At 63.7% G+C, this 25,601-nt stretch carries 26 protein-coding genes and 1 other RNA gene; 14 read left to right on the plus strand and 13 right to left on the minus strand.

Features of this window, described 5'->3' with window-relative positions:
• Positions 1 to 75 precede the first annotated feature (75 nt).
• Complete coding sequence (locus L630_RS0105695; protein WP_024847313.1) at positions 76 to 1,068, minus strand: sialic acid TRAP transporter substrate-binding protein SiaP; 993 nt, start codon at positions 1,066 to 1,068, stop codon at positions 76 to 78.
• A 216-nt stretch (positions 1,069 to 1,284) separates the two neighbouring features.
• Between L630_RS0105695 and L630_RS0105700 the strand changes: the two genes are divergently transcribed.
• From L630_RS0105700 to L630_RS0105735, 5 genes are all read left to right on the plus strand, one after another.
• Entirely contained in the window at positions 1,285 to 1,959 is a 675-nt protein-coding gene (locus tag L630_RS0105700; protein WP_034329467.1) for a GntR family transcriptional regulator, read from the plus strand.
• 48 nt (positions 1,960 to 2,007) lie between these two features.
• Entirely contained in the window at positions 2,008 to 2,676 is a 669-nt protein-coding gene (locus L630_RS0105705; protein ID WP_024847315.1) for a GntR family transcriptional regulator, read from the plus strand.
• A gap of 152 nt (positions 2,677 to 2,828) precedes the next feature.
• Positions 2,829 to 3,671: a shikimate dehydrogenase gene (locus tag L630_RS21045; protein WP_034329469.1), complete on the plus strand. Its 843-nt coding sequence runs from the start codon at positions 2,829 to 2,831 to the stop codon at positions 3,669 to 3,671.
• Positions 3,672 to 3,797: 126 nt separating this feature from the next.
• Positions 3,798 to 5,318 (plus strand): aldehyde dehydrogenase family protein, encoded by a 1,521-nt coding sequence (locus L630_RS0105730; RefSeq protein WP_156941750.1) that lies wholly within the window; start codon positions 3,798 to 3,800, stop codon positions 5,316 to 5,318.
• 109 nt (positions 5,319 to 5,427) lie between these two features.
• Positions 5,428 to 5,934 (plus strand): pyridoxamine 5'-phosphate oxidase family protein, encoded by a 507-nt coding sequence (locus L630_RS0105735; RefSeq protein ID WP_024847318.1) that lies wholly within the window; start codon positions 5,428 to 5,430, stop codon positions 5,932 to 5,934.
• A 20-nt stretch (positions 5,935 to 5,954) separates the two neighbouring features.
• Here the strand turns inward: L630_RS0105735 and L630_RS0105740 are convergent, their stop codons facing one another.
• Together L630_RS0105740 and alr are read right to left on the minus strand one after the other, a co-directional pair.
• Complete coding sequence (locus L630_RS0105740) at positions 5,955 to 7,205, minus strand: D-amino acid dehydrogenase (protein ID WP_024847319.1); 1,251 nt, start codon at positions 7,203 to 7,205, stop codon at positions 5,955 to 5,957.
• 35 nt (positions 7,206 to 7,240) lie between these two features.
• Positions 7,241 to 8,353, minus strand: a complete 1,113-nt coding sequence (gene alr / locus L630_RS0105745) for an alanine racemase (RefSeq protein WP_024847320.1) — start codon at positions 8,351 to 8,353, stop codon at positions 7,241 to 7,243.
• Positions 8,354 to 8,486: 133 nt separating this feature from the next.
• Between alr and L630_RS0105750 the strand changes: the two genes are divergently transcribed.
• The 8 genes from L630_RS0105750 to L630_RS0105785 all read left to right on the plus strand — a co-directional run bounded on the left by L630_RS0105750 (position 8,487) and on the right by L630_RS0105785 (position 16,070).
• On the plus strand, positions 8,487 to 8,951 hold the full coding sequence (locus tag L630_RS0105750; protein WP_024847321.1) for an Lrp/AsnC family transcriptional regulator: 465 nt from the start codon (positions 8,487 to 8,489) through the stop codon (positions 8,949 to 8,951).
• Positions 8,952 to 9,063: 112 nt separating this feature from the next.
• Positions 9,064 to 9,432 carry a YciI family protein gene (locus L630_RS0105755; RefSeq protein ID WP_024847322.1) on the plus strand — a complete coding sequence of 123 codons (369 nt, stop codon included), beginning with the start codon at positions 9,064 to 9,066 and terminating at the stop codon, positions 9,430 to 9,432.
• Entirely contained in the window at positions 9,429 to 10,670 is a 1,242-nt protein-coding gene (locus L630_RS0105760; RefSeq protein ID WP_024847323.1) for an RNA polymerase sigma factor, read from the plus strand. Before L630_RS0105755 ends, L630_RS0105760 begins: the two co-directional genes overlap by 4 nt.
• 171 nt (positions 10,671 to 10,841) lie before the next feature.
• The gene (locus L630_RS0105765; RefSeq protein WP_024847324.1) at positions 10,842 to 12,794 is read left to right on the plus strand and encodes a methyl-accepting chemotaxis protein; all 1,953 of its coding nucleotides are present in this window, start codon (positions 10,842 to 10,844) and stop codon (positions 12,792 to 12,794) included.
• Between the two features lie 230 nt (positions 12,795 to 13,024).
• Complete coding sequence (locus L630_RS0105770) at positions 13,025 to 13,498, plus strand: chemotaxis protein CheW (protein WP_024847325.1); 474 nt, start codon at positions 13,025 to 13,027, stop codon at positions 13,496 to 13,498.
• Positions 13,495 to 14,379, plus strand: a complete 885-nt coding sequence (locus L630_RS0105775) for a protein-glutamate O-methyltransferase (protein WP_024847326.1) — start codon at positions 13,495 to 13,497, stop codon at positions 14,377 to 14,379. Before L630_RS0105770 ends, L630_RS0105775 begins: the two co-directional genes overlap by 4 nt.
• 1 nt (position 14,380) lies before the next feature.
• Positions 14,381 to 15,418: a chemotaxis response regulator protein-glutamate methylesterase gene (locus tag L630_RS0105780; RefSeq protein WP_024847327.1), complete on the plus strand. Its 1,038-nt coding sequence runs from the start codon at positions 14,381 to 14,383 to the stop codon at positions 15,416 to 15,418.
• A 64-nt stretch (positions 15,419 to 15,482) separates the two neighbouring features.
• Positions 15,483 to 16,070, plus strand: coding sequence for a chemotaxis protein CheD (locus L630_RS0105785; RefSeq protein ID WP_051473106.1), 588 nt, complete (start codon positions 15,483 to 15,485; stop codon positions 16,068 to 16,070).
• Between the two features lie 5 nt (positions 16,071 to 16,075).
• Here the strand turns inward: L630_RS0105785 and msrB are convergent, their stop codons facing one another.
• From msrB to L630_RS0105805, 4 genes are all read right to left on the minus strand, one after another.
• The gene (gene msrB, locus L630_RS0105790; RefSeq protein WP_024847329.1) at positions 16,076 to 16,483 is read right to left on the minus strand and encodes a peptide-methionine (R)-S-oxide reductase MsrB; all 408 of its coding nucleotides are present in this window, start codon (positions 16,481 to 16,483) and stop codon (positions 16,076 to 16,078) included.
• A 66-nt stretch (positions 16,484 to 16,549) separates the two neighbouring features.
• The gene (locus L630_RS0105795) at positions 16,550 to 17,740 is read right to left on the minus strand and encodes a VWA domain-containing protein (RefSeq protein WP_024847330.1); all 1,191 of its coding nucleotides are present in this window, start codon (positions 17,738 to 17,740) and stop codon (positions 16,550 to 16,552) included.
• Positions 17,741 to 17,742: 2 nt separating this feature from the next.
• Positions 17,743 to 18,189, minus strand: a complete 447-nt coding sequence (locus L630_RS0105800) for a GNAT family N-acetyltransferase (protein ID WP_024847331.1) — start codon at positions 18,187 to 18,189, stop codon at positions 17,743 to 17,745.
• A 3-nt stretch (positions 18,190 to 18,192) separates the two neighbouring features.
• Positions 18,193 to 19,026: a MoxR family ATPase gene (locus L630_RS0105805; RefSeq protein WP_024847332.1), complete on the minus strand. Its 834-nt coding sequence runs from the start codon at positions 19,024 to 19,026 to the stop codon at positions 18,193 to 18,195.
• A gap of 165 nt (positions 19,027 to 19,191) precedes the next feature.
• On the opposite strand from L630_RS0105805, the gene ssrS reads away from it, so the two are divergent.
• A non-coding RNA gene (ssrS, locus tag L630_RS22395) (6S RNA) lies at positions 19,192 to 19,348 on the plus strand.
• A 37-nt stretch (positions 19,349 to 19,385) separates the two neighbouring features.
• Here ssrS and phoB read toward each other — a convergent pair.
• The 6 genes from phoB to L630_RS0105835 form a co-directional block, all read right to left on the minus strand.
• Positions 19,386 to 20,075, minus strand: a complete 690-nt coding sequence (phoB, locus tag L630_RS0105810; RefSeq protein ID WP_034329507.1) for a phosphate regulon transcriptional regulator PhoB — start codon at positions 20,073 to 20,075, stop codon at positions 19,386 to 19,388.
• Between the two features lie 16 nt (positions 20,076 to 20,091).
• Entirely contained in the window at positions 20,092 to 20,799 is a 708-nt protein-coding gene (gene phoU / locus L630_RS0105815) for a phosphate signaling complex protein PhoU (protein WP_024847334.1), read from the minus strand.
• Between the two features lie 11 nt (positions 20,800 to 20,810).
• Positions 20,811 to 21,608 (minus strand): phosphate ABC transporter ATP-binding protein PstB, encoded by a 798-nt coding sequence (gene pstB / locus L630_RS0105820; RefSeq protein ID WP_034329509.1) that lies wholly within the window; start codon positions 21,606 to 21,608, stop codon positions 20,811 to 20,813.
• A 77-nt stretch (positions 21,609 to 21,685) separates the two neighbouring features.
• Entirely contained in the window at positions 21,686 to 23,020 is a 1,335-nt protein-coding gene (gene pstA / locus L630_RS0105825; protein ID WP_024847336.1) for a phosphate ABC transporter permease PstA, read from the minus strand.
• Entirely contained in the window at positions 23,017 to 24,393 is a 1,377-nt protein-coding gene (pstC, locus tag L630_RS0105830; RefSeq protein ID WP_024847337.1) for a phosphate ABC transporter permease subunit PstC, read from the minus strand. The genes pstA and pstC overlap by 4 nt, the downstream gene beginning before the upstream one ends.
• 71 nt (positions 24,394 to 24,464) lie before the next feature.
• The gene (locus tag L630_RS0105835) at positions 24,465 to 25,505 is read right to left on the minus strand and encodes a substrate-binding domain-containing protein (protein WP_024847338.1); all 1,041 of its coding nucleotides are present in this window, start codon (positions 25,503 to 25,505) and stop codon (positions 24,465 to 24,467) included.
• Between the last annotated feature and the right edge of the window lie 96 nt (positions 25,506 to 25,601).

Below are 25,601 nucleotides of genomic sequence, written 5' to 3' on the forward strand. Positions count from 1 at the left end.
ACCTCCTGTCAGAAAGGCCGTCGCCCCGGGGCCACGGGGCGACGGCGAAATGCCGGTCGGATGCGGGAGTGCGCCTCAGAGCGCGTTGATCTTGTCGAGCAATCCTTCCGGCCAGCTCTTGGCAAGGTCGGACTCGAGGTACTTCTGCTGCGCGTAGGCGCGGAAGGCGTCGATGTCCGGCGTGTAGATCTCGAGCCCCTTCTCCTTGAAGGATGCGACGAGCTCTTCTTCCTGCTTGAGGTGCTGCTGGGTGCTCCAGGCGATGGCCTCGTCGGCCGCCTTCTGGACCTTCTGCTGCTGTTCCGGCGACAGCTTGTTCCAGGTGTCGGCGGAGATCGTCAGCAGGTCGAAGCCGACGAGGTGCGAGGTCAGGACGATCTGCGACATCACCTCGTAGAACTTCATGTTCTGGACGTTCGGCAGCGGGTTGTCCTGACCGTCGATCGCGCCGGTCTGCAGGCCGGTGTAGACTTCAGCATAAGCCATCGGCGTCGGGTTCGCGCCGAGCGCCTGGCCCAGGAACTGCCACGCATCGCCGCCCGGCATGCGCAGCTTGATGCCGGCCATGTCTGCGGGCGTGTTGATCTTCTTGTTCGGCTTGAGGCCAACCTGACGGGTGCCGAAGAAGGTCGGGCCAAGGACGCGGATGCCGAGCTTTTCCTCGGCCAGCTTCTTCATGTCTTCGCCCAGGTCGCTGCTGAAGAACTTCAGCAGGTGGTCGGCGTCACGGAACAGATAGGCCGAGGTCAGGATTGACCATTCCGGAACCTGGTTGGAGATGTCCTGCGGGGCGATGTTGCCCATCTCGAGGTTGCCGCGCTGAAGCGCGACCAGCTCGGTGCCCTGCTTGAACAGCATGCCACCGTAGAAGCCTTCGAATTCGAACTCGTCGCCAATGCCATCGGCGAACTTCTTCATCATCTCGGCGCGGATGTCCTGCTCGGAGAACACTGCCGAGAAGCGCAGTTTGGTCTTGTCCTGAGCAAGTGCAGGGGTGAACGCCGTCGCAGCCAAAAGCATGGCGCCAGCGGCCGCGAGCGCGGTCCTTCGCGTGATCGAAGCAATCATGGGTATCCCTCCCGTTAGTCTTCCCCGCCCAAGGCCTCCACCCCGGCGGTTGCCGTATTCATGACACTCGACAAAATCAAATTCAATAGGCGACGGAAAGTTCATATGAGATTTGTCGTTTTATCATTTTGTGGGAGATGCTTATGATATAAGCATGTCGCCTTGCGGAGTGCGCGGACGCGTGCAAACCTTCGCGTACCACTCGGGAGGAAAATCTTGGCAGCAGACGTGTCGCCTGAAACGGCGAGCGACAACACCTATCGGCGCATCCGCTCCGACATCATCTTCGGCCGACTTGACCCGGGGAAAAAGCTGCGCCTGGAAAAGTTGCGCGCGCTCTACAACACCTCCGTGAGCACCCTGCGCGAAGTGCTTTACCGGCTGGTATCCGAAGGGCTCGTCACCGCTGAGGGCCAGCGCGGCTTCGAGGTGGTCGGCATCTCGGTGGCGAACCTGCGCGAGGTGGCGGCAATGCGAAACCTGCTCGAAGGTCACGCGATGCGCCAGTCGTTTGCGTCCGGCGACATCGAGTGGGAGGGCAGAGTGGTCGCCGCCTACCACAAGCTGTCGCGGCTGGAGGCGATGATGCTCAAGGGTGAGCACGACCAGACGATGCGGTGGAAGAACTACGACCGCGAGTTCCACGGTGCGCTGATCTCGGCTTGTGGTTCGACGGCTTTGCTCGAAACGCACGCAATCATCTTCGACCAGTTCCTGCGCTACCAGATACTGGCCGTGATGTTCCGCGGCGACGTGGCAGCAAAGGAACACAAGGAACTGCTCGACTGCGCGCTGGAACGCGACGCCGACCGGGCGCTGAAGATCCTCGAGCGGCACATAGCCGCCTGCGTCGAATACACCGTGGCGCGTGGCACGCTGCCGGAACGATAGAGGCGCAAGCAGGCCCATGCCCACGACATCACCGCAAGAGACGCCCAGATGACGGCTGACCATCCCGAGACCATTGGCGAGAACGCTTACCGCCGTATCCGTGCCGACATCATTTTCGGCCGCATCGCGCCGGGGCAGAAGCTCAAGCTCGACTGGCTCAAGGACACCTACGGCGCCAGCATCTCGACGCTGCGCGAGATCCTGAGCCGCCTGACCTCGGAAGGGCTGGTCACCGCGGAAGGCCAGCGTGGTTTCGAAGCCTCGCCGGTCTCTGTCGAGAACCTGCGCGATATAGCGGCGTTGCGGCTCCTGCTCGAAGGATTTGCGCTGGAGCAGTCATTCGCCGCCGGCGACATGGAGTGGGAAGCGCGGATCGTCGCCGCCCACCACAAGCTTGCGGCGCTGGAGACACGCATGCGTGACGGTGACTTAAGCCAGACCGAGATGTGGAAGCGCTACGACTGGGAGTTCCATCAGGCGCTCATCTCCGCCTGCGGCTCGAAGGTGCTGATGGAGACGCACGCGGCGGTCTTCGACAAGTACCTGCGCTACCAGATGATCGCGCTGTCGTTCCGCGGTGACATTGCCGCCAACGAACACCAGATCCTGCTGGACGCGGCGCTGAAGCGCGACGCGGCGACCGCCAAGACGGTACTGGAGCAGCATGTCCAGGGCGGGGTCGAGCACGCGCTCGCAACCGGAACGATCGGAGAATAGCTCCGGCAGGCTACCTCAGCTTTGCGGCGGTGGACATCGGGCTTTCTGAGAAATATAGGATGATGTCAAATATATCGGTTGCGAATTGCAGCCGATCCTTGCCGCGGTGGGAGGAGTGTCCACCCGGCCACCAGACAGTGAGGATCAGGAACATGGTTCGGCTCGGGCTGATTGGCGACAACATCAAGCGGTCGAAGTCCCCTTTGCTGCATCGCCTTGCGGGCGGGCTGTGCGGACTTGAAGTCACCTACGAGCCGCTGATCCCGGCCGACATGGGAATGGACTTCGAAGCGGTCTTTGCATTCTGCCAGAACGAAGGATTCGCCGGCATCAACATCACCTATCCCTATAAGGAGACCGTGTTTTCGCGGCTGGTGATCGAAGACCCGCGCGTGCGCGCCATTGGCGCCTGCAACACGGTGCTGTTTCGCGAGGGCGGGCCGTTCGGCCTCAACACCGACTACACCGGCTTCATGACGGCGATCCGCACGGCGCTCGACGGCGACAAGCCGGGCGTGGTCGCAATGGCGGGCGCGGGCGGTGTCGGCAAGGCAGCGGCCTTCGGAATCGCCGAGCTCGGCGCGAGCGAGCTGCGCATCTTCGACATGGATACAGGCAAGGCCAATGCGCTCGCCGATGCACTGCGCGCCAGCGGCACGGCGATGAAGGTCACGGTCGCCGCGAGCGTCGATGAGGCGGTCGAGGGCACCGACGGGCTTGTCAACTGCACGCCGCTCGGCATGGATGGCATTCCCGGCACCGCCATTCCGCGCCGGCTGATCCCCGGCCGCCGCTGGGCCTTCGACGCGGTCTATACGCCGGTCGACACCCACTTCCTGATGGATGCGCGGGCCGAGGGCGTCACGCCGATCAGCGGCTACGAGCTGTTCTTCAACCAGGGCGTCGACGCCTTCCGGGCCTTCACGGGCCGCGAGGTCGATGCGGTGGCGCTGCGCGCCGCGCTCAAGGCAGAGGAAGCCAAAGCCGCCGCCTGACGTCGCGCTGGCCAAAGGGCAGGGCGCGGTTGGACTGTTTTTTTCAGCCGGTTTCCCGCTAGTGTGGCGCCAGGGCCTCCCACGTCCTATGTGGGGGGCAACGACGCGACACGAATGGAGAAGTGCATGACTCAGGCTGTGGACGTGAAACAGGAGGCCGCCGCTATCCTCGACGGGCTCGGGGTGCCGCGCGAGGCCTGGACCGGCGGCGACATGGCGTCGTTCACGCCGGTTACCGGCGAGGAAATCGCCCGGCTGAAGACGACCGCAGATCCTGCGAAGGCAATCGAGGCCGCGCATGCGGCGTTCCTGGAGTGGCGCATGGTGCCGGCCCCGAAGCGCGGCGAGCTGGTACGCCTGCTCGGCGAGGAACTGCGTGCCGCCAAGGCCGATCTCGGCCGGCTGGTGTCGATCGAGGCAGGGAAGATACCGTCGGAAGGTCTCGGCGAAGTGCAGGAGATGATCGACATCTGCGACTTCGCGGTCGGTCTGTCGCGCCAGCTCTATGGCCTGACCATCGCAACCGAACGTCCGGGCCATCGCATGATGGAAACTTGGCACCCGCTCGGCGTCGTCGGCATCATCTCAGCCTTTAACTTCCCGGTCGCCGTCTGGTCGTGGAACGCAGCGCTCGCGCTCGTCTGCGGCAACTCGATCGTCTGGAAGCCGTCGGAAAAGACGCCGCTCACCGCGCTCGCCAGCCAGACGATCCTTGAGCGCGCCATCGCGCGCTTCGGCGAGGCGCCGAAGAACCTCAGCACCGTGCTGATCGGCGGCCGCGACACCGGCGAGGCACTGGTCGACCATCCGAAGGTCGCGCTGGTCTCTGCCACCGGCTCGACCCGCATGGGGCGCGAGGTTGGCCCGCGCCTTGCGCGCCGGTTCGCCCGCTCGATCCTCGAGCTCGGCGGCAACAATGGCGGCATCGTCTGCCCGTCCGCAGATCTCGACATGGCCCTGCGCGCCATCGCCTTCGGCGCGATGGGAACCGCTGGCCAGCGCTGCACCACGCTGCGTCGCCTGTTCGTGCATGAGAGCGTCTACGACCAGATCGTTCCACGCCTGAAGAAGGCCTATGAAAGCGTCTCCGTCAGCAATCCGCTCGAAACTTCGGCGCTGGTCGGTCCGCTGATCGACAAGGCGGCGTTCGACAATATGCAGAAGGCGCTGGAAGCCGCTAAGGCTGCCGGCGGCAGCATCACCGGCGGCAGCCGCGTCCTCGAAGCTGGCAAGGAGACCGCCTACTATGTCCGTCCGGCGCTGGTCGAAATGCCGGAGCAGGTGGGGCCGGTGCTGGAAGAGACCTTCGCGCCGATCCTCTACGTGATGAAGTATTCCGACTTTGACGAGGCGCTTCGCCTGCACAATGCGGTGGCAGCGGGCCTGTCGTCCTCGATCTTCACGCTCAACATGCAGGAGGCCGAGCGCTTCCTTGCAGCCGATGGCTCCGACTGCGGCATCGCCAACGTCAATATCGGCACGTCGGGTGCGGAAATCGGTGGCGCGTTCGGCGGCGAGAAGGAGACCGGCGGCGGTCGCGAGAGCGGCTCGGATGCCTGGAAGGCCTACATGCGGCGCGCGACCAACACAATCAACTACTCGAAGGCGCTGCCGCTCGCCCAAGGCGTTTCCTTCGACATCGACTAAGGAAGTCCTTTCTTCCACGGCCCTTCCCCTGCAGGGGAGGGGCTGCTTCCAGAGGTGACGGAACGAAGGGCTTCGACGTCACGTTCATGATGTCCAACGGAGAGACATCATGAAAGAGCAACAGCACGACAACCCGGCCACCCCCGAAGAAGTCGCAGACCGCGTCTGGGAGCTCGCCGAGCAGATCGACATCTGCATGCTGACCACGTGGACGGGCGAAGAACAGCACAGCCGGCCGATGTCGGCGCGCCCGCGTCGCGATGAAAACGCGTTCTACTTCCTGACGGACATTTCGGGCGAGAAGAAGGGCGAGATCGAGCGCTTCCCGACAGTGTCGATGGCCTGGGCGGACAATAGCAACTACCGCTATGTCCTTGTCTCAGGCCGGGCAGAAGTCTCCAACGACCGCGCCAAAATCGCGGAGCTCTGGTCGAAGATGGATGAGATCTGGTGGGAGGATAAGGACGATCCGACCATCCGGCTGCTCAAGGTAACGCCCGAGCGGGCCGAAATCTGGGACAGCCCGAACAAGGTGATCACTGGCGCGAAGATGCTGATGTCCTTCGTCACCGGCGCGGCACCCAAGCTCGGCGACAACGCCGAGGTTCGTCTCTGAATTACCTGATCCTGACCCGGTCAGCCGTAGCGGCTGACCGAGAGGTCGCTGGTGTCGATGTCCGGCTTCTTGCCGCTGACGAGATCGCTGATGACGCGGGCCGAGCCCGTGCTCATCGTCCAGCCAAGCGTGCCGTGGCCGGTGTTGAGGAACAGGCCCTTGATGTGGGTCGCGCCGATCACCGGCGTGCCATCCGGCGTCATCGGGCGCAGGCCAGACCAGTAGATCGCCTTGGAAATGTCGCCACCGGGGAAGAGGTCGGTCACCGAGTGGTCGAGCGTGCTGCGGCGCCGCGCACTGAGGTCGTTGGTGTAGCCGGAGATCTCGGCCATGCCGCCGACGCGGATGCGATCGCCAAGGCGGGTGATCGCGATCTTGTAGGTCTCGTCCATGACGGTCGAGACCGGCGCGCGGGCGAGATTCACAACCGGCATGGTCAGCGAGTAGCCCTTCACCGGGTAGACCGGCAGGTGGATGCCGAGCGGCTTGACGAGCAGCGGCGAGTAGCTGCCGAGCGCGACGACGACCGCGTCGGCGGTGAGCTTGCCGGTCTTGGTGTTGACGCCGCGCACCACGCCTGCCTCGACGTCGAGCCCGGTGATGTGGGTGTCATAGAGGAATTTTACCCCGATTTCCTGCGCCTTGGCGGCGAGGGCATTGGCAAACTTGAAACAGTCGCCAGTCTCGTCCTGCGGGGTGAGCAGGCCGCCGACGATCTTTTCGCGCACATGCGCAAGCGCCGGCTCGGCACGGATACAGCCGTCGCGATCGAGCACCTCGTAAGGAATGCCATCGGCAGCGAGCGCCTTTACGTCCTTTGCGGACGCGTCTAGCTGCGCTTGGGTGCGGAAGAGCTGCAGCGTGCCCTTCATGCCCTCATCATAGGAGATGCCGGTCTCCTCGCGCAGGGCTGCGAGCGAGATGCGGCTGTAGTCGGAAAGGCGCAGCATGCGGCTCTTGTTGATCGCGTAGCGCTCGGCCGTGCAGTTCATCAGCATGCGAACCAGCCAGGACAGCATCGCCTGATCGACCTTCGGACGCAGGATCAGCGGCGCATGCTTCATGAACAGCCACTTGATGGCTTTCACCGGAATGCCGGGAGCTGCCCAAGGCGAGCAGTAGCCAAAGGAGACCTCGCCTGCATTGGCGTAGCTGGTCTCAAGGGCCGGACCCTGCTGGCGGTCGACGACCGTCACCTCATGTCCTGCCTTGGCCAGCTGATAGGCGGATGTTACGCCTATGATGCCCGCGCCGAGAACAATAACCTTCATGATGCCCCTCTGTATGCTTCTGCTCTTATTGCCGGTCAGACGTAGCGCCGCCGGTATCTGCTGCCGAGACTGGTGAGAATTTCGTAGGAGATGGTGCCGGCGGCCGTTGCGACATCGTCGAGCGTCTGGTTCGGGCCGATCACCTCGACGAAGGTCCCAAGGTCGAGCGCGCCTTCCGGCAGCGCTGAGACGTCGATGATGATTGAATCCATCGAGACGCGGCCGACGATCGGCAGGCGCGTGCCCTCGAAATAGACCGCGCCGCGGTTGCTGAGCGTGCGCGGAAGCCCGTCCGCGTAGCCGGCGGCGATGGTGGCGAGGCGCATTTCGCTCGTCGCAACGAAGCTCGCGCCGTAGCCGATGGCGGCACCTGCCGGCACCTTGCGCGTCTGGACGACGGCGACGTCGAGGCGGACGACCGGCTCCATCGGATTGGCAACGCCGAAGGTGGGCGCGCCGCCATAGAGTGCGATGCCCGGGCGCACCAGCGAGCCGTGGTAGTCGGCGCCGAGGAAGACGCCGCCGGAATTGGCGAAGCAGAGCTTGCAACCGGCGAATTCGCTTGCGGCGCGATGCATTTCGGCAAGCTGGCGCGCGTTCTGCGGATGGTCGGCCTCATCGGCGCAGGCGAGGTGGCTCATGATGAAGCGGACTTCAAGATCGCCGCCTGCCAGAATTTCGCTGACGCTTCCCCGCTCTTCCGGAGCGATGCCGAGGCGCGACATGCCGGTGTCGAATTGCAGAACGACGGGAAGCTTGCGGCGGAGCTCGATCGCCGTGTCGCGCCAGCGCTTCAGCTGCTGCAGGGAATTGGCGACTGGAGTGGCGTTGATACGAGCGCAAAGCCCTTCATTGCCTGGCTGGAGGCCATTCAGCACGTAGAGGCGTGCGTCATCCGGAAGTGCGGGGCGCAGCTCAACCGCTTCGACGAATTCGGCGACGAAGAAGTCGCGGCAGCCTTCTTCGAGAAGGGCGGCCGTCACCTCGCGGGCGCCAAGGCCGTAGGCGTTTGCCTTGACCACGCCGGCGGCGCGAGCAGGCGCCACCTGACGCGAGATCAGCGCATAGTTCCGGCGCAGCGCCTTAAGGTCGATCGTCAGATGGCCCGAAGGCACGACCTCATCAATCAGACCAGCATTGAGCGTCATGTAAGTCACATCGCACTCCCATTATCCGGTCAGCGTATCGAATGATCGACGGAATTTCCCGCCGATTTCTTGCATGAAATTCGACGCGTGCGTGCTAGGGTGCAGGAAATTCGAAGCTTTGGAATAAAATGCGATGCTGGAATATGACCGGATCGATCGCGAGATCCTCCGCCTGCTGAGGCTCGACGGGCGCATGTCTAACGCTAAGCTTGCCGAGGAAGTGGGCCTGTCGCCGTCGGCGTGCCTGCGCCGCGTGAAGATGATGGAGCAGTCGGGCCTGATCCGCGGCTACACGGCCATTGTCGACCCTGCCCGCACCGAGGCGACCATCGCCGTCATCATCAACATCACGCTCGAGCGCCAGACCGAGGAGTATCTCGACCGGTTCGAGGCAGCCGTGCGCAAGTACCCCGAGATCAAGGAGTGCTTCCTGATGACGGGTGGTGCCGACTACCTGCTGCGCGTCGAGGTGAGCAATGCGGGTGAGTTCGAGCGGATCCACAAGGAGATCCTGTCGAAAATGCCGGGCGTGCTGCGCATCCATTCGAGCTTCGCGATCCGCAACGTGCTGGCAACGAGGACGCGGGCGCGCAGCTGAGCGGCAGTAATGACGCGGAGCGTGTCGGTCAGGACATGGCGAAAAAAATGGACCGATGCTGTCGGCGGGACGCATAGTGCTTCGTCTTGCAATCAGACGACAGGAACGCGCCATGCTCTATGCTATTTTGTGCTACAACAACGAGGCAGCCGTCTGCGGCCTTTCACCGGAAGAAGATGCGAAGATGATGGCCGGCGTGCGCCGCGCCGAGGAGAAGATTCTCGAGCGCGGCAAGTTCGGCCCGCGCCTGCGGCTGATGCCGACGACCGCGGCGACATTCGTCAAGGCGGGCAAGGATCCCCTCGTCATCGATGGCCCCTTCGCGGAAACCAAGGAACAGCTCCTCGGCTTCTGGATCATCGAATGCGACTCCCTTGAAGATGCCATCGAGGCGGGCAAGCACCTCGCACGAGAGCGTGAATATGGCGGCATCGAGGTGCGGCCGATCTCGGCCTACAATCCCCCGGGAGTTCAGGATTGAACGACGCATCCTGGATAGGCCGCACGCTGGCAGCTGCGCGACCGCAGGCAGTCGGTGCCCTGCTGCGCTATTTCCGCGACCTCGACGCGGCTGAGGAAGCGTTCCAGGAGGCAAGCCTCAAGGCGCTGCAGAACTGGACGAAGAATGGACCGCCACGCGATCCTGTCGCCTGGCTGATCTTCGTCGGCCGCAATGCTGGCATCGATGAAGTACGCAAACGGGCTCGCGAAACGGTTTTGCCAGATGAGAACGTGCTGTCTGACCTCGGCGATGCCGAGCCGCGAATGGTCGAGCGGATCGACAACGCCGATTATCAGGACGACGTGCTGCGACTGCTATTTGTGTGCTGTCATCCGGAGCTGCCGGCAACCCAGCAAATTGCGCTCGCACTTAGGATCGTCTCTGGCCTGACGGTGCCGGAGATAGCGCGGGCTTTTTTGGTTTCTGAAGCGGCGATGGAGCAGCGTATCACCCGCGCCAAGCGCAAGGTCGCAGCCGCTGGCATCGGTTTCGAGACGCCATCCGCAGTCGAGCGGGTCGAGCGCCTCGCGACGGTTTCGGCGATGATCTACCTCCTCTTCAATGAGGGGTATTCGGCGAGCGGTGGCGATGCGCATATTCGTGAGCCGCTGTGCGAGGAGGCAATCCGGCTCGGCTACTTGCTGCTGCGGATGTTTCCAGGCGAGCCGGAACTGATGGGGCTTGTTGCGTTGATGCTGTTCCAGCATGCACGCGCGCCAGCACGGTTGGATGAGAATGGCGAAATCGTCCTGCTTGAGGATCAGGATCGCTCGCTCTGGCGCAGCGGACCGATAGAAGAAGCCAAAGTTTTGATCGAAAAGGCCGAGCGCCACCAGCGACCGGGAAGCTACCAGCTTCAGGCGGCGATCGCTTATGAGCATGCGGTCGCGAAAAACGCCGCGGAAACCGACTGGCAAGCGATCGCCGGCTATTATCAAGTACTGGAATCCATTCATCCAAATCCGGTCATTAGGCTGAACCGCGCGGTGGCGGTCGAGAAGGTGGAAGGGGCCGAGGCGGCGCTGCAGCTGGTCGAAACGGTGGCCGAGCCGCTGTCGGGTTATTTCTACCTGCACGGCGTGCGCGGCGCTCTTCTTTCAAAACTGGGCAAGGAGCGTGATGCGCGGCGGGCCTTCGAGAAGGCTATCTCGCTTGCCTCTACTCCCGCGGAAGCTGCGCATATTAGAAAGCAGCTGGATCGTTTGCAGCTTATCTGAGCTTCCCCTAAGGCGCTAAAGTATCAATGACTTAATTACCTTGCGGCAATCTCGCAGTTAGGAAGGCGTTAACCGTTGCGAGCCATCAACTACCCGCGGGAACCTGCCTGATTTGCAGGCGCTGGGGAATATCCGGACCGTGACCGGATCTTCGATTTGCCGGGGGCTGTTGTGCTGATCACGAACTTGAAAATATCGCGCAAGCTTGCGCTTGGATTCTTTTTGGTGGTGGCGACCATCATGGCGATGAGCGCCGCAGTTTACTGGAACATCGCCAACTCGCGAGTTGCGCAACAGGAGCGCGCGCTCGTCAATGACGTCATGGCCGTCATCCAGAATGCGAAGGCGCTCGCTGGACGACAGGAGAACAGCTATCGCGGCTACCTCCTGTCGAACGATCCTTACTATCTGGAGCGTCTCGACGCGCACCGGACCAATTTCAACGCTCAGATCAACCGCCTGACGGAACTGGCCGAAGGCTTCCCGGAAATGGCTCAGCACATCAACGCGGCCACGGATGGACTCGCCGAGTGGTGGAAGAACGTCGTTGAAGTCGGGAAGAGGCTTGCGTCGGATTCCGAGCTTCGCAAGAGTGCTGTCGAGATGGTCGGCCGCTCGGGCATCGCCGACACCTACATGGGCAAGCTCGAGGACGCACTCGATGCCCTGGCTGAGGCTGCGGACGTCCGTATCCATGCCGCACGGATCGCTGCTGACGAAGCTCTCGACTTCAATGAGCGCGTGCTGACCATCGGCCAGATCCTGGCAACGATCATCGCAATTGCGCTCGGCTACCTGCTTACCCGCATGATCGCGACGCCGATCCACAACCTGACCAGCGTGATGGGCCGCCTTGCTTCTGGCGACAACTCGGTCGAGGTCCCGGGGCTCAAGCGTCGCGACGAGATCGGCGAGATGGCTCGCGCCGTCCAGGTCTTCAAGGATGCCGCGATCGAGAAGCTGCGCATCGAGGGCGAAGCCGATCGCATCCGCTCGATGACCGACAGCGAGCGCCAGCGCCACGAGGCGGAGGCCGCGCGGGTTGCCGAAGAGGACCGCGTCGCCATCGAGGCTCTCGGTCGCGGCCTTGCCGCGCTCGCCTCAGGTGACCTGACCTTCCGCATCAACGTGCCATTCGCCCCGAAGGCGCAGTCGCTGAAGGACGACTTCAATCGCACCGCCGAGCAGCTCGAAGAGGCGATGGCGACGATCTACCACGCCATTGAGGGCATGCGCTCCGGCACCAGCGAGATCAGCCAGGCAGCCGACGACCTGTCGCGCCGCACCGAGCAGCAGGCCGCAAGCCTCGAGGAGACGGCTGCTGCGCTTGACCAGATCACTGCGACGGTCAGGACCACGGCCGACGGTGCGATGCGCGCCTCGGAGCTGACCACGCAGGCGCGCCAGGGTGCCGAGCGCTCGGGCGTCGTCGTCCGCGACGCGGTTGCGGCGATGGCTCAGATCGAGCGTTCCTCGGCACAGATCAGCCAGATCATCGGCGTGATCGACGAGATCGCCTTCCAGACCAACCTGCTGGCGCTCAACGCCGGCGTCGAGGCAGCCCGCGCTGGCGAGGCAGGCCGCGGCTTCGCGGTGGTCGCTTCGGAAGTGCGTGCACTGGCCCAGCGTTCGGCGGAAGCTGCGAAGGAGATCAAGGAGCTTATCTCCACCTCGACGCAGCAGGTCGACCAGGGCGTCGATCTTGTCGGCCAGACCGGTTCCGCGCTGGAAAAGATCGTCGCTCAGGTTGCCCAGATCACGACGCTGGTCACCGAGATCGCGGCATCTGCCCGCGAGCAGTCGACCGGCCTTGCCGAGGTTAACACGGCCGTCAACCAGATGGACCAGGTCACCCAGCAGAACGCGGCGATGGTCGAAGAGACGACGGCGGCAAGCCACAACCTCGCTCAGGAGGCCGAAGAGCTGGCCCGTCTCGTCGCCAAGTTCCAGCTCAGCGACCGCGGCCAGAAGCCTGCAAGGATCTCGGGCGCGGCTCCGGCCCTGTCTGCTCCGGCCAAGCAGGCTGCAATCCCGCAGCTCAAGACCGTCAGCTCCGCAGGCGGTGCAAGGTCCGCCGCGCTGCTCGCGCAGCGTGACGATGACGAGAACTGGGACGAGTTCTGATGAATGCGCGGGGGCTTCGGATAACCGAGGCCCCCGGCTTCGCACTGAGGTCAGGAGTGTATGGAGAGGTTACATCTCCCGACCCGGCTGAGGCGCTGAATTTCTGTTAGCGGACAATTCACGCCTCGCACCAGCCACATGCGCTAAACCGCAAATTAACGATGGAGGCACAGACTGGTCTCCAGCGGGGGCGTCTGCAACTCACGGTTTGCGAGGCTTTTGGGGAAACCATGAACCAGGTTCTGAACATGAAGGCATCCGATCAGCGGCGTGAGCTGATTGCGTTCCGGATCGGTGCTCAGGAATACTGCGTGGACATCATGATGGTCCGCGAGATCCGCGGCTGGACGCCCGCGACGCCGCTTCCGCACGCGCAGAGCTACATGCGCGGCGTCATCAACCTGCGCGGCACCGTGCTGCCGATCATCGACCTTTCCGAGCGTCTCGGTCTTGGAACCACCGTCGCAGAGGCGCGGCATGTCATCATCGTCGTTCGCTGCGAGAACCGCGAGGTTGGTCTGCTGGTCGATGCCGTCTGCGACATCCTGAGCGTCACCGATGAAGAGATCCAGCCGACGCCGAGCGTCGCGAACGAGACGGTCCGCTCCTTCGTCCGCGGCATCCTTGCCGTCGACGGCCGCATGATCGGCGTCGTCGCGCTCGACCGAATTCTGCCGGATGAATTCGAGGCAGAAGCTGCATGACAACTGCAATGCGGACGGGAGCTCCCGGTCGCAAGGAACCGCTGGTCGAAGGTGAATTTCTTTTCACCAACGAGGATTTCCTGTCGATCGCGCGCATGCTCTACGACGATGCCGGCATTGCCCTGTCGGAGAGTAAGGCTTCGCTGGTCTATTCGCGCCTTGCCAAACGGCTGCGCGCGCTGGGGCTGGAGAGTTTTCGCGAATACTGCAGCTTCGTTGCGGGTTCGGAAGGTGCGAGCGAACGCCAGAACATGCTGGCGGCGCTGACGACCAACGTCACCCGCTTCTTCCGCGAGCCGCACCACTTCGAGCACCTGAAGACCAAGGTCCTGCCGGCCCTGATCCAGCGTGCACGGGCCGGCGGGCGCGTCCGGTTCTGGTCGGCGGGCTGCTCGACCGGGCAGGAACCGTACTCGATCGCGCTTACCGTCCTCGACGCGATGCCGGAAGCGGCCAACTACGACGTGCGGATTCTCGCGACTGACATCGATCCCAATGTGGTCGCGACGGGTCGTGCGGGCGTCTATTCCGACGAGGCGGTGCAGCCGGTTCCGCTGGCATTGCGGGACCGTTGGATGGCCCGGGTCAAGGATCGCGGGCAAGACGCGTGGGGCGTGGGCGACGAGATGCGCCAGCTGGTCGCGTTCCGCGAACTCAATCTGATGGCCCAGTGGCCGATGAAGGGCAAATTCGACGCCATCTTCTGCCGCAACGTCGTCATCTATTTTGACGAACCCACCCAGGCTCGCATCTGGTCAAGGTTCGCGCCGCTGCTCAATTCGGGCGGCAGGCTCTATGTGGGTCACTCCGAACGCGTGACCGACATGAGCAGATTCGAAAATGACGGTCTCACGACCTACAGGCTCAAGGACGGTTTCTAAAATGAGCGGGGTAAAGGTCCTCGTGGTGGACGACAGCGCCACCATGCGCAGCCTTATTTCGGCTGTGCTTCGGCGCGATCCGGAGATTCAGGTTATCGGTCAGGCGGGCGATCCCTACGAGGCTCGCGAGGCGATCAAGCGCCTCAATCCGGACGTGATCACGCTGGACGTGGAAATGCCCAACATGAACGGGCTGAGCTTCCTCGAGAAGATCATGCGGCTGCGGCCGATGCCGGTGGTGATGGTGTCGACGCTGACCCAGGCGGGTGCGGACGTCACGCTCGCCGCGCTCGAGCTGGGCGCGGTCGACTGCGTCGCCAAGCCCTCCGCCGGCCACACGGTCGAGGAAGCATTTGGAGACCTTGCCGCGCGCGTAAAGTCGGCAGCCCGGGCGCGCGTGCGCGCCGGTACGGACCGCACGCCGGCCCATTCAACCAAGGGCGAATTTCGTTCGGACGGCCGCATCGTCGCGATCGGCTCGTCGACCGGTGGCGTCGAGGCGCTGATGAATGTGCTTTCAGCCTTTCCGGCGAACTGCCCGCCGACGGTGGTCACCCAGCACATGCCGGCCACCTTCACCAAGAGCTTTGCTGATCGTCTAAACCGCGTTTGCGCTGCGGCTGTCAGCGAGGCGGTCGAGGGCGCGCCTCTCGTTCCTGGCCATATTTACATCGCGCCGGGCGGCGAACAGCACCTGCAGGTCGCCGGCGTTGGCCAGCTGCGCTGCCGCCTGACCGCCAGCGAGCCGGTCAACGGTCACCGTCCCTCGGTCGACGTCCTGTTCGAGTCGGTTGCGCGCCATGCCGGGCGCTCGGCTGTCGGGGTCATCCTGACCGGTATGGGACGCGATGGCGCACGCGGTCTCCACATGATGCGCGGGGCAGGTGCCTTGACGATCGGTCAGAATGAATCGACATGCGTCGTCTACGGCATGCCGAAGGTCGCCTTCGAGATCGGCGCGGTGGAACGCCAGCTGCCGCTCGAGCGGATCGGTGCCGAAATCATCAACCGCTGCAACGCAGCCAGAGAAACCGTCTAGTGGTCAACTGTATGGTCGAAACCCTTGTCTTTGGCGCGAGACACGTCACGATGGGCACTGAGCGATGACAGGTGCTTCCGCGACCGCTTTTGCCGCTCCGCAGCAGCCCAGCATTGTGAGAGCAAAGCGCGTCCACATCGTGCAAGGGGACCATTATGTCACCGACGATCCGGAGATGGTTCTGACGACACTGCTGGGAAGCTGCGTCGCCGCCTGCATCCGTGATCCGATCGCCGGCGTTGGCGGCATGAATCACTTCCTGCTGCCGGGCGGCACACTTGGCGGCAACGACCGCGCGGTGCAGCGCCATGGCGTTCATGCGATGGAGCTGCTGGTCAACGATCTTCTGAAGCATGGCGCGCGCCGCGACCGGCTGGAAGCCAAGCTGTTCGGCGGGGCAAGGATGATCGACGGCCTGACTGATGTCGGGCGCCAGAATGCCGAATTCGCGGTGAAGTTCCTGGAGAACGAGGGCATCCGCCATGTCGGCGGCAGCCTGCTCGGCGAGCATGGCCGCAAGATCCAGTACTGGCCGGTTTCGGGCCGCGCGCGCCAGTCACTGATGGAGCGCGATGCGAAGGTGTTCGAGGCGGAGCGGAAGACGCGCCCCGCTCCTGTTCCGGACACGAGCGGGGCAGTCGAGCTGTTCTAGGGCGTTCAGCCGGCGTCGGGTTCGAACTCGAGCGCCACGCCATTGATGCAGTAGCGCAGGAAGGTCGGCGGCGGACCGTCAGGGAAGACGTGGCCGAGATGGCTGCCGCAGGTCGCGCAATGCACTTCCGTGCGAACCATGCCGTAGGAACGGTCCTCGGAGGTTTCGACCGAGCCCGGGATCGGGTCATTGAAGCTCGGCCAGCCGGTGCCGCTTTCGAACTTCAGCGTCGAGGCAAACAGCGGCGTGCCACAACCGACGCACTTGAAGGTGCCCGGCCGCTTTTCATGCAGAAGCGCGCAGCTGCCGGGGCGCTCCGTGCCGTGCTGGCGCATCACCTGATACTGCTCCGGCGTCAGGAGAGCGCGCCACTCCGCATCGGTGCGGGTGACGGGAAAATGCTTGTCGGTCATCGGGAAGCTCCGGTTTGTCGGTGCCGTAAATGTAGTGTCTTCGCGCGCCTGCCTCAATGGCAGGCGTCAGTGGCGGCGCGACAGCTCGCGGGTCGCGGCTTCAAGGCCCGCGAGCGTCAGCGGATACATGCGCTGCGAGAAGATTTCCTGGATCAGCTTGATCGAGTGCGTGTACTGCCAGTGCTGCTCACGCACCGGGTTGAGCCACACCGCATTCGGCCACTGGTTGAGCACGCGCGACAGCCAGACGTGGCCAGCTTCCTGATTCCAGTGTTCCACTGAGCTGCCTGGCGAGGTGATCTCGTAAGGGCTCATCGAGGCGTCGCCGACGAAGACTACCTTGTAGTCGGGGCCGTATTTCTGGATCACCTCGTAGGTGGGGATCACCTCCGAATGCCGACGCCGATTGTCCTTCCACACGCCCTCGTAGAGGCAATTGTGAAAGTAGAAGTACTCCATGTGCTTGAACTCGGCGCGCGCGGCCGAGAACAGCTCCTCGACGATGCGGATGTGGTCGTCCATCGAGCCGCCGACGTCGAAGAACATGAGCAGCTTGACTGCGTTGCGCCGCTCCGGCCGTGTCTTGACGTCGAGATAGCCGTGCTCCGCGGTAGCGGTAATGGTGCCGGGGAGGTCGAGCTCTTCGTCAGCGCCCTCACGCACCCAGCGGCGCAGGCGCTTCAGCGCGACCTTGATGTTGCGGGTGCCGAGCTCGACCGTGTCGTCAAAATTGCGGAACTCGCGCTTGTCCCAAACCTTCACCGCGCGGCGGTGGCGGCTTTCCGCCTGCCCGATGCGCACGCCTTCCGGATTGTAGCCATAGGCGCCGAAGGGCGAGGTGCCGGCGGTGCCGATCCACTTCGAGCCGCCCTGATGGCGGCCCTTCTGCTCCTCCAGCCGCTGCCGCAGCGTCTCCATCAGCTTCTCGAAGCCGCCGAGGGCTTCAACCAGCTTCTTCTCCTCTTCGGTGAGGTGCTTTTCGGCGAGCTTGCGCAGCCATTCCTCGGGCAGGTTGGCGGGGTCGATGCCGCCTTCGCCGGAAAGCGCATCGAGCCCCTTGAAGACATGCGAGAAGACCTGATCGAAGCGGTCGATGTAGCGCTCGTCCTTCACCAGCGCCGATCGCGCCAGGTAGTAAAAGCCTTCGACGTCATAGTCGACCAGCCCCGCCTTCATGCCCTCGAGCAGCGACAGGTATTCGCGGAGCGACACCGGAACCTTGGCTGCCTTGAGCTCGAGGAAGAAGGGGAGGAACATGGTCAGGACAGGTCGTATTCGATGAATCCGGAGCGGCGAGCAACGCGGTCGTAGAGCCGGCGGGCCGTGGCGTTGGTTTCGTGCGTCATCCAGTAGACGTTGGTCACGCCGCGCTCTGCTGCCGCCTTGCGCACGGCCTCGATGAGTGCCGCGCCCACGCCTTTGCCACGAGCCTCCCCGTCGGTGAACAGGTCCTGCAGGTAGCAGTTGCCTTCCATCGACCAGCTGGAGCGATGGAAGAGGTAGTGGACGAGGCCGACTGCCTTGCCATCGACCAGGGCAATGAAGCCGCAGGGCTCGAATTCGCCATCAGTGAACAGCCGCTGCCAGGTGGTCTCGTAGACCGTCTCGCTCACCTCGCTCTGGTAGAAGGTGAGATAGGCTGTCCAGAGCCGCCTCCACTCCGAATGATCGGTCTTTTCCAGCGGACGGATGACGACTTCGGCCATCGGTTATCTCCGCGACATGAACGCCAGGCGTTCGAAGAGATGAACGTCCTGCTCGTTCTTGAGCAGCGCGCCGTGCAGGCGCGGCAGTGCGTTCCTGGCATCGCCGCGCAGGTCTTCCGGCGAAATGTCGTCGGCGACCAGCAGGCGGATCCAGTCGAGCGCCTCGGAAGTCGAGGGTTTCTTCTTCAGGCCCGGCACCTCGCGGATCTCGTAGAACTGGGTAAGGGCGGCGCGCACCAGCTCCTGCTTAATGCCTGGATAGTGGACGTCGACGATCTTCTGCAGCGTCTCCATGTCCGGGAAGCGGATGTAGTGGAAGAAGCAGCGGCGAAGGAAGGCGTCGGGCAGCTCCTTCTCGTTGTTCGAGGTGATGATGACGATGGGCCGGTTGACCGCACGGATCGTTTCTCCGGTCTCGTAGACGTGGAACTCCATGCGGTCGAGTTCCTGCAGAAGGTCGTTCGGGAACTCGATGTCGGCCTTGTCGATCTCGTCGATCAGCAGCACCACCTTCTTCTCGGAAGTGAAGGCTTCCCACAGCTTGCCGCGGCGAATGTAGTTGCGAATGTCGTTGAAGCGCTCGTCGCCCAGCTGGCTGTCGCGCAGCCGGGAGACAGCGTCGTACTCGTACAAACCCTGCTGCGCGCGAGTGGTGGACTTCACGTTCCACTCGATCAGTTCCAGGCCGAGCGCGGCTGCGATCTGGCGCGCAAGCTCGGTCTTGCCGGTGCCTGGCTCGCCCTTGACCAGCAGCGGGCGTTCGAGGGCAATCGCGGCGTTGACCGCAACCATCAGGTCCTTGTCGGCGACGTAGGAAGCCGTTCCTTCAAAGCGCATGCGATGTCGTTCCTCAGAATGTCGTTGCCCGAACCTAGGGGCCATGCCCCGCCGAGGCAAGGAGGCTGTACTCAGGTAGCGGGTTGCAGATGGGTCGCCGCGATGTTCGGTCAATTTTCGGTTCTGTCACTGGCGCGGCAGGGCGGGCGCGACTATATAGGCAACGGCGGTCTGCGCTTCTCGACAGGAGCAGCATTTCCCCGGGGCCTTATTGATCCTTAGGGAGCTGTCCCTGTCCGGGCCCGTGGGCTCGGATATATGGCGCCCACCTACTTTGTAGGCCACCGGGATCAACCGCGCCATCGGTCGTCGTGGATCGCCACTTTCCCTGACAGACTGATTGAAGCGCCGCGCGCGGCTCAGCCTTCCTGCATGGCATAGCCCGCGCCGCGGATGGTGCGGATGATGTCGGTCTCGCCGTCGCGGTTCACCGCCTTGCGCAGCCGCCCGACATGAACGTCGACGGTGCGCTCATCGATGTAGATCGTCTCCCCCCAGACATTGTCGAGTAACTGGCTGCGCGAGAAGACGCGGCCGGGATGACGCATCATGAATTCGAGCAGGCGGAATTCGGTCGGCCCGAGCCTGATTTCGGTGTCGCCGCGGTGGACGCGGTGCGTCTCGCGGTCGAGTACGATGTCGCCAACCTTGAGCACGGACGACAGGACTTCGGGCTTTGCCCGGCGCAGCAGCGCGCGCACGCGGGCGATGAATTCAGGCGTAGAGAACGGCTTGACGAGATAGTCGTCGGCGCCGGTTGAAAGGCCGCGTACGCGGTCGCTCTCCTCGCCGCGGGCCGTCAGCATGATGACCGGCAGCCGCTCGGTTTCGGGCCGCAGGCGCAGGCGACGGCAGAGCTCGATGCCGGAGACGGCCGGCACCATCCAGTCGAGCACCAGCAGATCCGGCACATGCTCGCGCAGCCGCATCTCCGCCTCGTCACCGCGCGTGACGACCTCGACCTGATAGCCCTCGGCCTCAAGGTTGTAGCGCAGCAGGATGCCGAGCGCCTCCTCGTCTTCGACCACCATGATCTTCGGTGCAATCATCAGCCGGCTCTCCTTCTCAGGCAGGGTCTGGCGCAATTGTGGTCTCGTCGGTCTTCGGCCGGTTCAGCGGCAGCTGGCGGCCTGTGGCGATATAGTAGGCGTTTTCGGCGATGTTGGTGACGTGATCGCCGATGCGTTCGAGGTTCTTCGCGCAGAAGAGCAGATGCGTGCAAGCCGTGATGTTGCGCGGGTCTTCCATCATATAGGTCAAGAGCTCGCGGAAGACGGCGGTGTACTGGATGTCGATCTGTTCATCGTCGATACGCAGCGCCTCCAGCCGGCCGGCATTGCGCGCCGCATAGGCCGCGACGACCTCGTCGATCTGTTCCATCACCAGCTTCGCCATGACGTCGATCGAATGCGACAGGCTCTTTGGCGTGACGCCTTCGCTGACGGCGCTGACCCGCTTGGCAATGTTCTTGGCGAGGTCGCCGATGCGCTCGAAGTCGGCCGCCATGCGGAGTGCGCCGACGACGACGCGCAGATCCTGAGCCATCGGCTGGCGTTTGGCGATGATGGTGATCGCGCGTTCGTCGAGCGCGCGCTGGTGGGCATCCATCACGGCGTCTGCGGAAACCACGCGTAGGGCGAGCACCGAATCGCTGTCGAACAGCGCGCGGGTGGCATCCGTGACCATCGTGTGCGCAAGGTCGCCCATCTCGCGGATCAGGCGGTCGATGTTGCCGAGTTCTTCGTCGAAGGAGGTAACGATATGGGCTGCCATGAATTGGCTCCTCAGCCGAACCTGCCGGTGATGTAGTCCTGCGTCCGCTTCTCGCCGGGGCTGGTGAAGATCAGGTCAGTCGGACCTTCTTCGACCAGGTTGCCGAGATGGAAGAAAGCGGTGCGTTGCGACACGCGCGCGGCCTGCTGCATCGAGTGGGTGACGATGACGATCGTAAAATTCTGCTTCAGCTCGTCGATCAGTTCCTCGATGCGGGCAGTGGCGATGGGGTCGAGAGCCGAGCAGGGCTCGTCCATCAGGATCACTTCCGGCGAGACCGCAATGGCGCGGGCGATGCAGAGGCGCTGCTGCTGGCCGCCCGAAAGGCCGGTGCCGGGCTCGTGGAGCCGGTCCTTCACCTCGTTCCAGAGGCTCGCCTTCTGTAGGCTTGATGCGACGATCTCATCGAGGTCGGCCTTCGAGCGGGCCAGACCGTGGATGCGCGGGCCGTAGGCGACGTTTTCGTAGATGGACTTCGGGAACGGGTTCGGCTTCTGGAACACCATGCCGACGCGAGCGCGCAGCTCGACGACATCGAGCGAGGGGGCGAAGATGTCGCTGCCGTCGAGTGCGATCTGTCCGCTCACGCGGCAGCCGTCGATCGTGTCGTTCATGCGGTTGAGGCAGCGCAGGAAGGTCGACTTGCCGCAGCCCGACGGGCCGATGAAGGCGGTGACGGACTTTTCCGGAATGTCAATCGACACGTCGAACAGCGCCTGCTTCGGACCGTAGAAGACGCTGACGTTGCGCGCGATAACCTTTGCGGAGCGCGGTTCGGCATCGGGCGTGCGGACCGTCGTTGACGGCATGTGGTAGAGGTCCGAGCGGGCGAGGATGGTTGCGGCAGGCATGTTCATTTCGGTCGCCTCCAAGCGAGTGTTCTCTGTCATGTGCGTTTCTCCAGCCGCGAGCGCAGGAAGATCGCGATGGCGTTGAGCGTCAGCATCAGCCCGAGCAGGACGATGATGGCGGCTGATGTGCGCGCTTCGAAGAAGTTGCGGTTCTCGTTGCCCTGCCAGAGGAAGATCTGCACGGGCAGGGCTGACGATTGGTCGAGAGGGGTAGCCGGTACCTGCGCGACGAAGGCGTTCATGCCGATCAGCAGCAGCGGTGCCGTTTCGCCAAGCGCCTGTGCGACACCGATGATGGTGGCGGTGAGCATGCCGGGATAGGTGACGGGCAGGACGTGGTGAAACACGGTCTGCGTCTTCGACGCGCCGAGGCCGAGGGCTGCCTGGCGCAGCGACGGCGGCACGGCGCGCAACGCCGAGCGCGTGGCGATGATGATGGTGGGAAGTGTCATCAGCGACAGCACCAGTCCGCCGACGAGCGGTGCCGACAGCGGCAGACGGAAATAGTTGATGAAGACGGCAGCGCCCAGCAGGCCGAAGACGATCGACGGCACGGCGGCGAGGTTGTTGATGTTGACCTCAATGAGGTCGGTGAACCGGTTCTTCGGCGCGAACTCTTCCAGATAGACTGCGCTCATGACGCCGATCGGCACGGCAAGCACGATCACCACCAGCATCATGTAGAGCGAGCCGACGAAGGCTCCGGCAAGGCCGGCGGAAGCCGGAGCCGACCGCGAGTCGACATTGGTGAAGATGTGCCAGGCAAAGGCGTTGCGGATTTTCCCCTCGGCCTTGAGCTGGTCGGCAAGCGCGCGTGCCGGCTCGCGCAGCTGTTGCTGCGCATCGGGCAGTGCGCGGTCGATGTTGCCCTTCAGCCAGTTGTCGGCATTGGCCGAGGCTAGCAGGCTGACCTGAACCGTCTTGCCGATCAGCGTCGGGTCAGCGACCAGCATGTCGCGCAGCTCGAAGCGGGCGTTGGTCTCGACAATCGACAGGATTTCACGCGAATTCGCCTTCGTGTCGGGGGCAGCCTCCCGCACCGCCGCCTCGATGAGGCGGTTCCAGTTGACCATCGTCATCTTGCGCTCCCAGTCGCTGACCGCCTTCGCATATTCGGCGTGCGACTGGTTTCCGGTTCGCGTTGGCCGTTCGCCAACTTTGATGACCGCCGCATCGAAATGAACGTCGAGTGTCAGCGTCGCCTGCGTAAAGGCGGGAAGTCCGCGGGACAGGATCATGCCGAACAGGATCGCGACAAAGCTGAGGGCGGCCAGGATTGCGAGGATGCCATAGAAGCGAAAGCGCCATTCGCGGGCATGACGGGCAGCAAGCCCCGCGCGGACGAGACCGAGGCGTTCGTCGGACGTCATTCGTACTGCTCCCGGTAGCGGCGGACGATGTAGAGGGCGGCGACGTTGAGGATGAGGGTCATCGCAAACAGCGTCAGGCCCAGCGCGAAGGCGACCAGTGACTGCGGCGACGCGAAGTCGGTGTCGCCGGTCAGCTGGTTGACGATAGTGACGGTCACGGTGGAGACCGGTTCGCCCGGATTGAGGCGCAGGTACGGGCTATTGCCGGCAGCGAGGACTACGATCATCGTCTCGCCGATGGCGCGGCTGACGGCGAGCAGGAACGCGCCGACGATGCCGGGAAGCGCGGCCGGCAGGATGATGCGCTTGATGGTCTCGGACTGCGTGGCACCAAGGCCCAGGGAGCCGTCGCGCATGGCACGCGGCACCTGGCGGATGATGTCGTCAGAGAGCGAGGAGATGAAGGGGATGATCATGATCCCCATGACGATGCCGGCCGTCAGCGCGCTGGTGGCGCGGATGTCTAGGCCGAGCAAATTACCCAGCCCGGCCAGGAAGGGGCCGACTGTCACCAGCGCAAAGAAACCGTAGACGATGGTCGGGATGCCGGCGAGGATCTCGATGATCGGCTTGACGAAGCCGCGCAGGCGCGGCGAGGCATATTGCGTCAGGTAGATCGCCGTCAACAGGCCGATCGGCAGGGCGACGAGGATGGCGATGGTCGCGACCATCAGCGTGCCCCACAGGAGCGGCAGGAGGCCGTATTCGCCAGCAGAGCCGTGGCCCGTCGTTGAGAAACCGGGGTTCCAGACAGTGCCGAAAAAGAAGTCGATTGGGCTGACGAAAGTGAAGAAGCGAATGGCTTCGACCAGCAGCGAGGCGACGATGCCGGCGGTGGTCAGGATCGCGACGATCGAGCAGCCGATCATCGCCCAGGAGACCATGCGCTCGACCTCGTTGCGCGCGCGAAGGCGCAGCGAAATTCGGCTGCGCGCGAACCAGAGCGCCAGCGCGCCCGTGCCGGCGGCAGCGGCGATGATGGCTGCCGAGGTCAGGATGCGGAACTCACGCAGCGCCTCGGCAGCCTGATTTTCCCAAGGTTGGGCATCGCCGATGATACCAAAGCCGCTCTCGATCTGCCGGATGCGCCGGATGGCGCCATCAAGATCGGCAGGGGCGAGCGAAGACGTCTCGGGCGGAAGCTGGGCGAGAAGGTAGGCGCGGCTTGCCGTGTCGCCGAACAGCGCCCAGAGCGCCAGGATCAGCAGTGCCGGGGTGAGCGACCAGATGGCAACGAGGGCGCCGTGGTAGACCGGGCGCGAGTGAAGCCGTGCTTCGCCCCCGAGCGTGAGGCTGCGGCTGCGCGAGCAGCCGGTCTGGTAAGCAATACCCAGCAGGATCAGCAGCAGGGCGGCGATGATGGCTGTGTTCATGAACCGGCCTTCCGGATCTCATGAAGGATGAGCATCAGGCCGCATGAGCGGCCTGATGCCCGCGTGACGCGCTACTTCACGTCCTCTACTGTGATTGTCCTGCCTTCCTGGAAGCTCGCCAGAACCTCGGCGAGTTCTTCCGCAGGCGCGGGGATCAGGCCGGCGGTCTCAAGCGTCCCGCCAAGGCCCGCCATCTGGTCGGACAGGAAGAACTCGACATATTCGGCAATACCCGGAACGACGCCGATGTGCTCGCCCTTGACGTAGAAGAAGAGCGGGCGGGAGACTGGGTATTCGCCGGCGGCGACCGCTTCGAGCGACGGGGTGATGCCGGAAACAGTCGCGACCTTTAGCGTGTCTCGGTTCTGCTCGTAGAACGAGAGGCCGAAGACGCCAATCGTATCCGGGTTGGCCTGCAGGCGGGCGAGGGTTTCGGTATAGTCGCCGGCGATCTCGACCACCACGTCCTGGCGGAAGGTAGTTGTGACCTTCTCGAGCTCTTCCTTCGACAGCTCGGGCAGCCCGGCTGCCTTGGCGCCTTCCGCGATCACGCGCTCCTGAAAGACTTCCCGGGTGCCGTGATTAGAGGCCGGAATGGCGAGGGCAATTGGCTGGTCGGGCAGCGACGGATCGATCTCGTTCCATTTTGTGTAGGGATTGTCGACGAGCTTGCCGTCGACCGGAACCTGAGCGGCGACTGCCTTGAAGACGTGGACCGGTTCAAGCGCGAAGTCGGCGCCCTGTGCACTCGACGCGAAGACGATGCCGTCATAGCCGATCATCACCTCGTGGATCTTGCTGACGCCGGCGGCATTGCAGGCTTCTACCTCGGCGGCGCGGATCCGGCGCGAGGCATTGGCGATATCGATGGTGTTCTCGCCGACGCCGGCACAGAATTGGCGCAGGCCACCGCCAGTGCCGCCCGAGCCGACGACGGGCGTCTTGTAGTCGGGGAACGCCTGACCGAACTCCTCGGCGACGATGCTTGCAAACGGCAGCACGGTCGAGGAACCTGCGATCTGGATGATGTCGCGCGACTGTGCGCTGGCTGCGCCGAGCGAGGCGGCGAGGGCTGCGGAGGCGACGGTCGCTACGAGGAAATGCCTGGTCATGGTGCCTACTCCCGAAGGTCGGATGCGACGCTCCTTGCGTCGGGAGTGGCAATAGCCGCGTTATGTAACAGCTGGATGACAGTCCGGTGTCACGCC

It is taken from the genome of Aminobacter sp. J41 (genome assembly GCF_000526635.1).
GTDB lineage: Bacteria > Pseudomonadota > Alphaproteobacteria > Rhizobiales > Rhizobiaceae > Aerobium.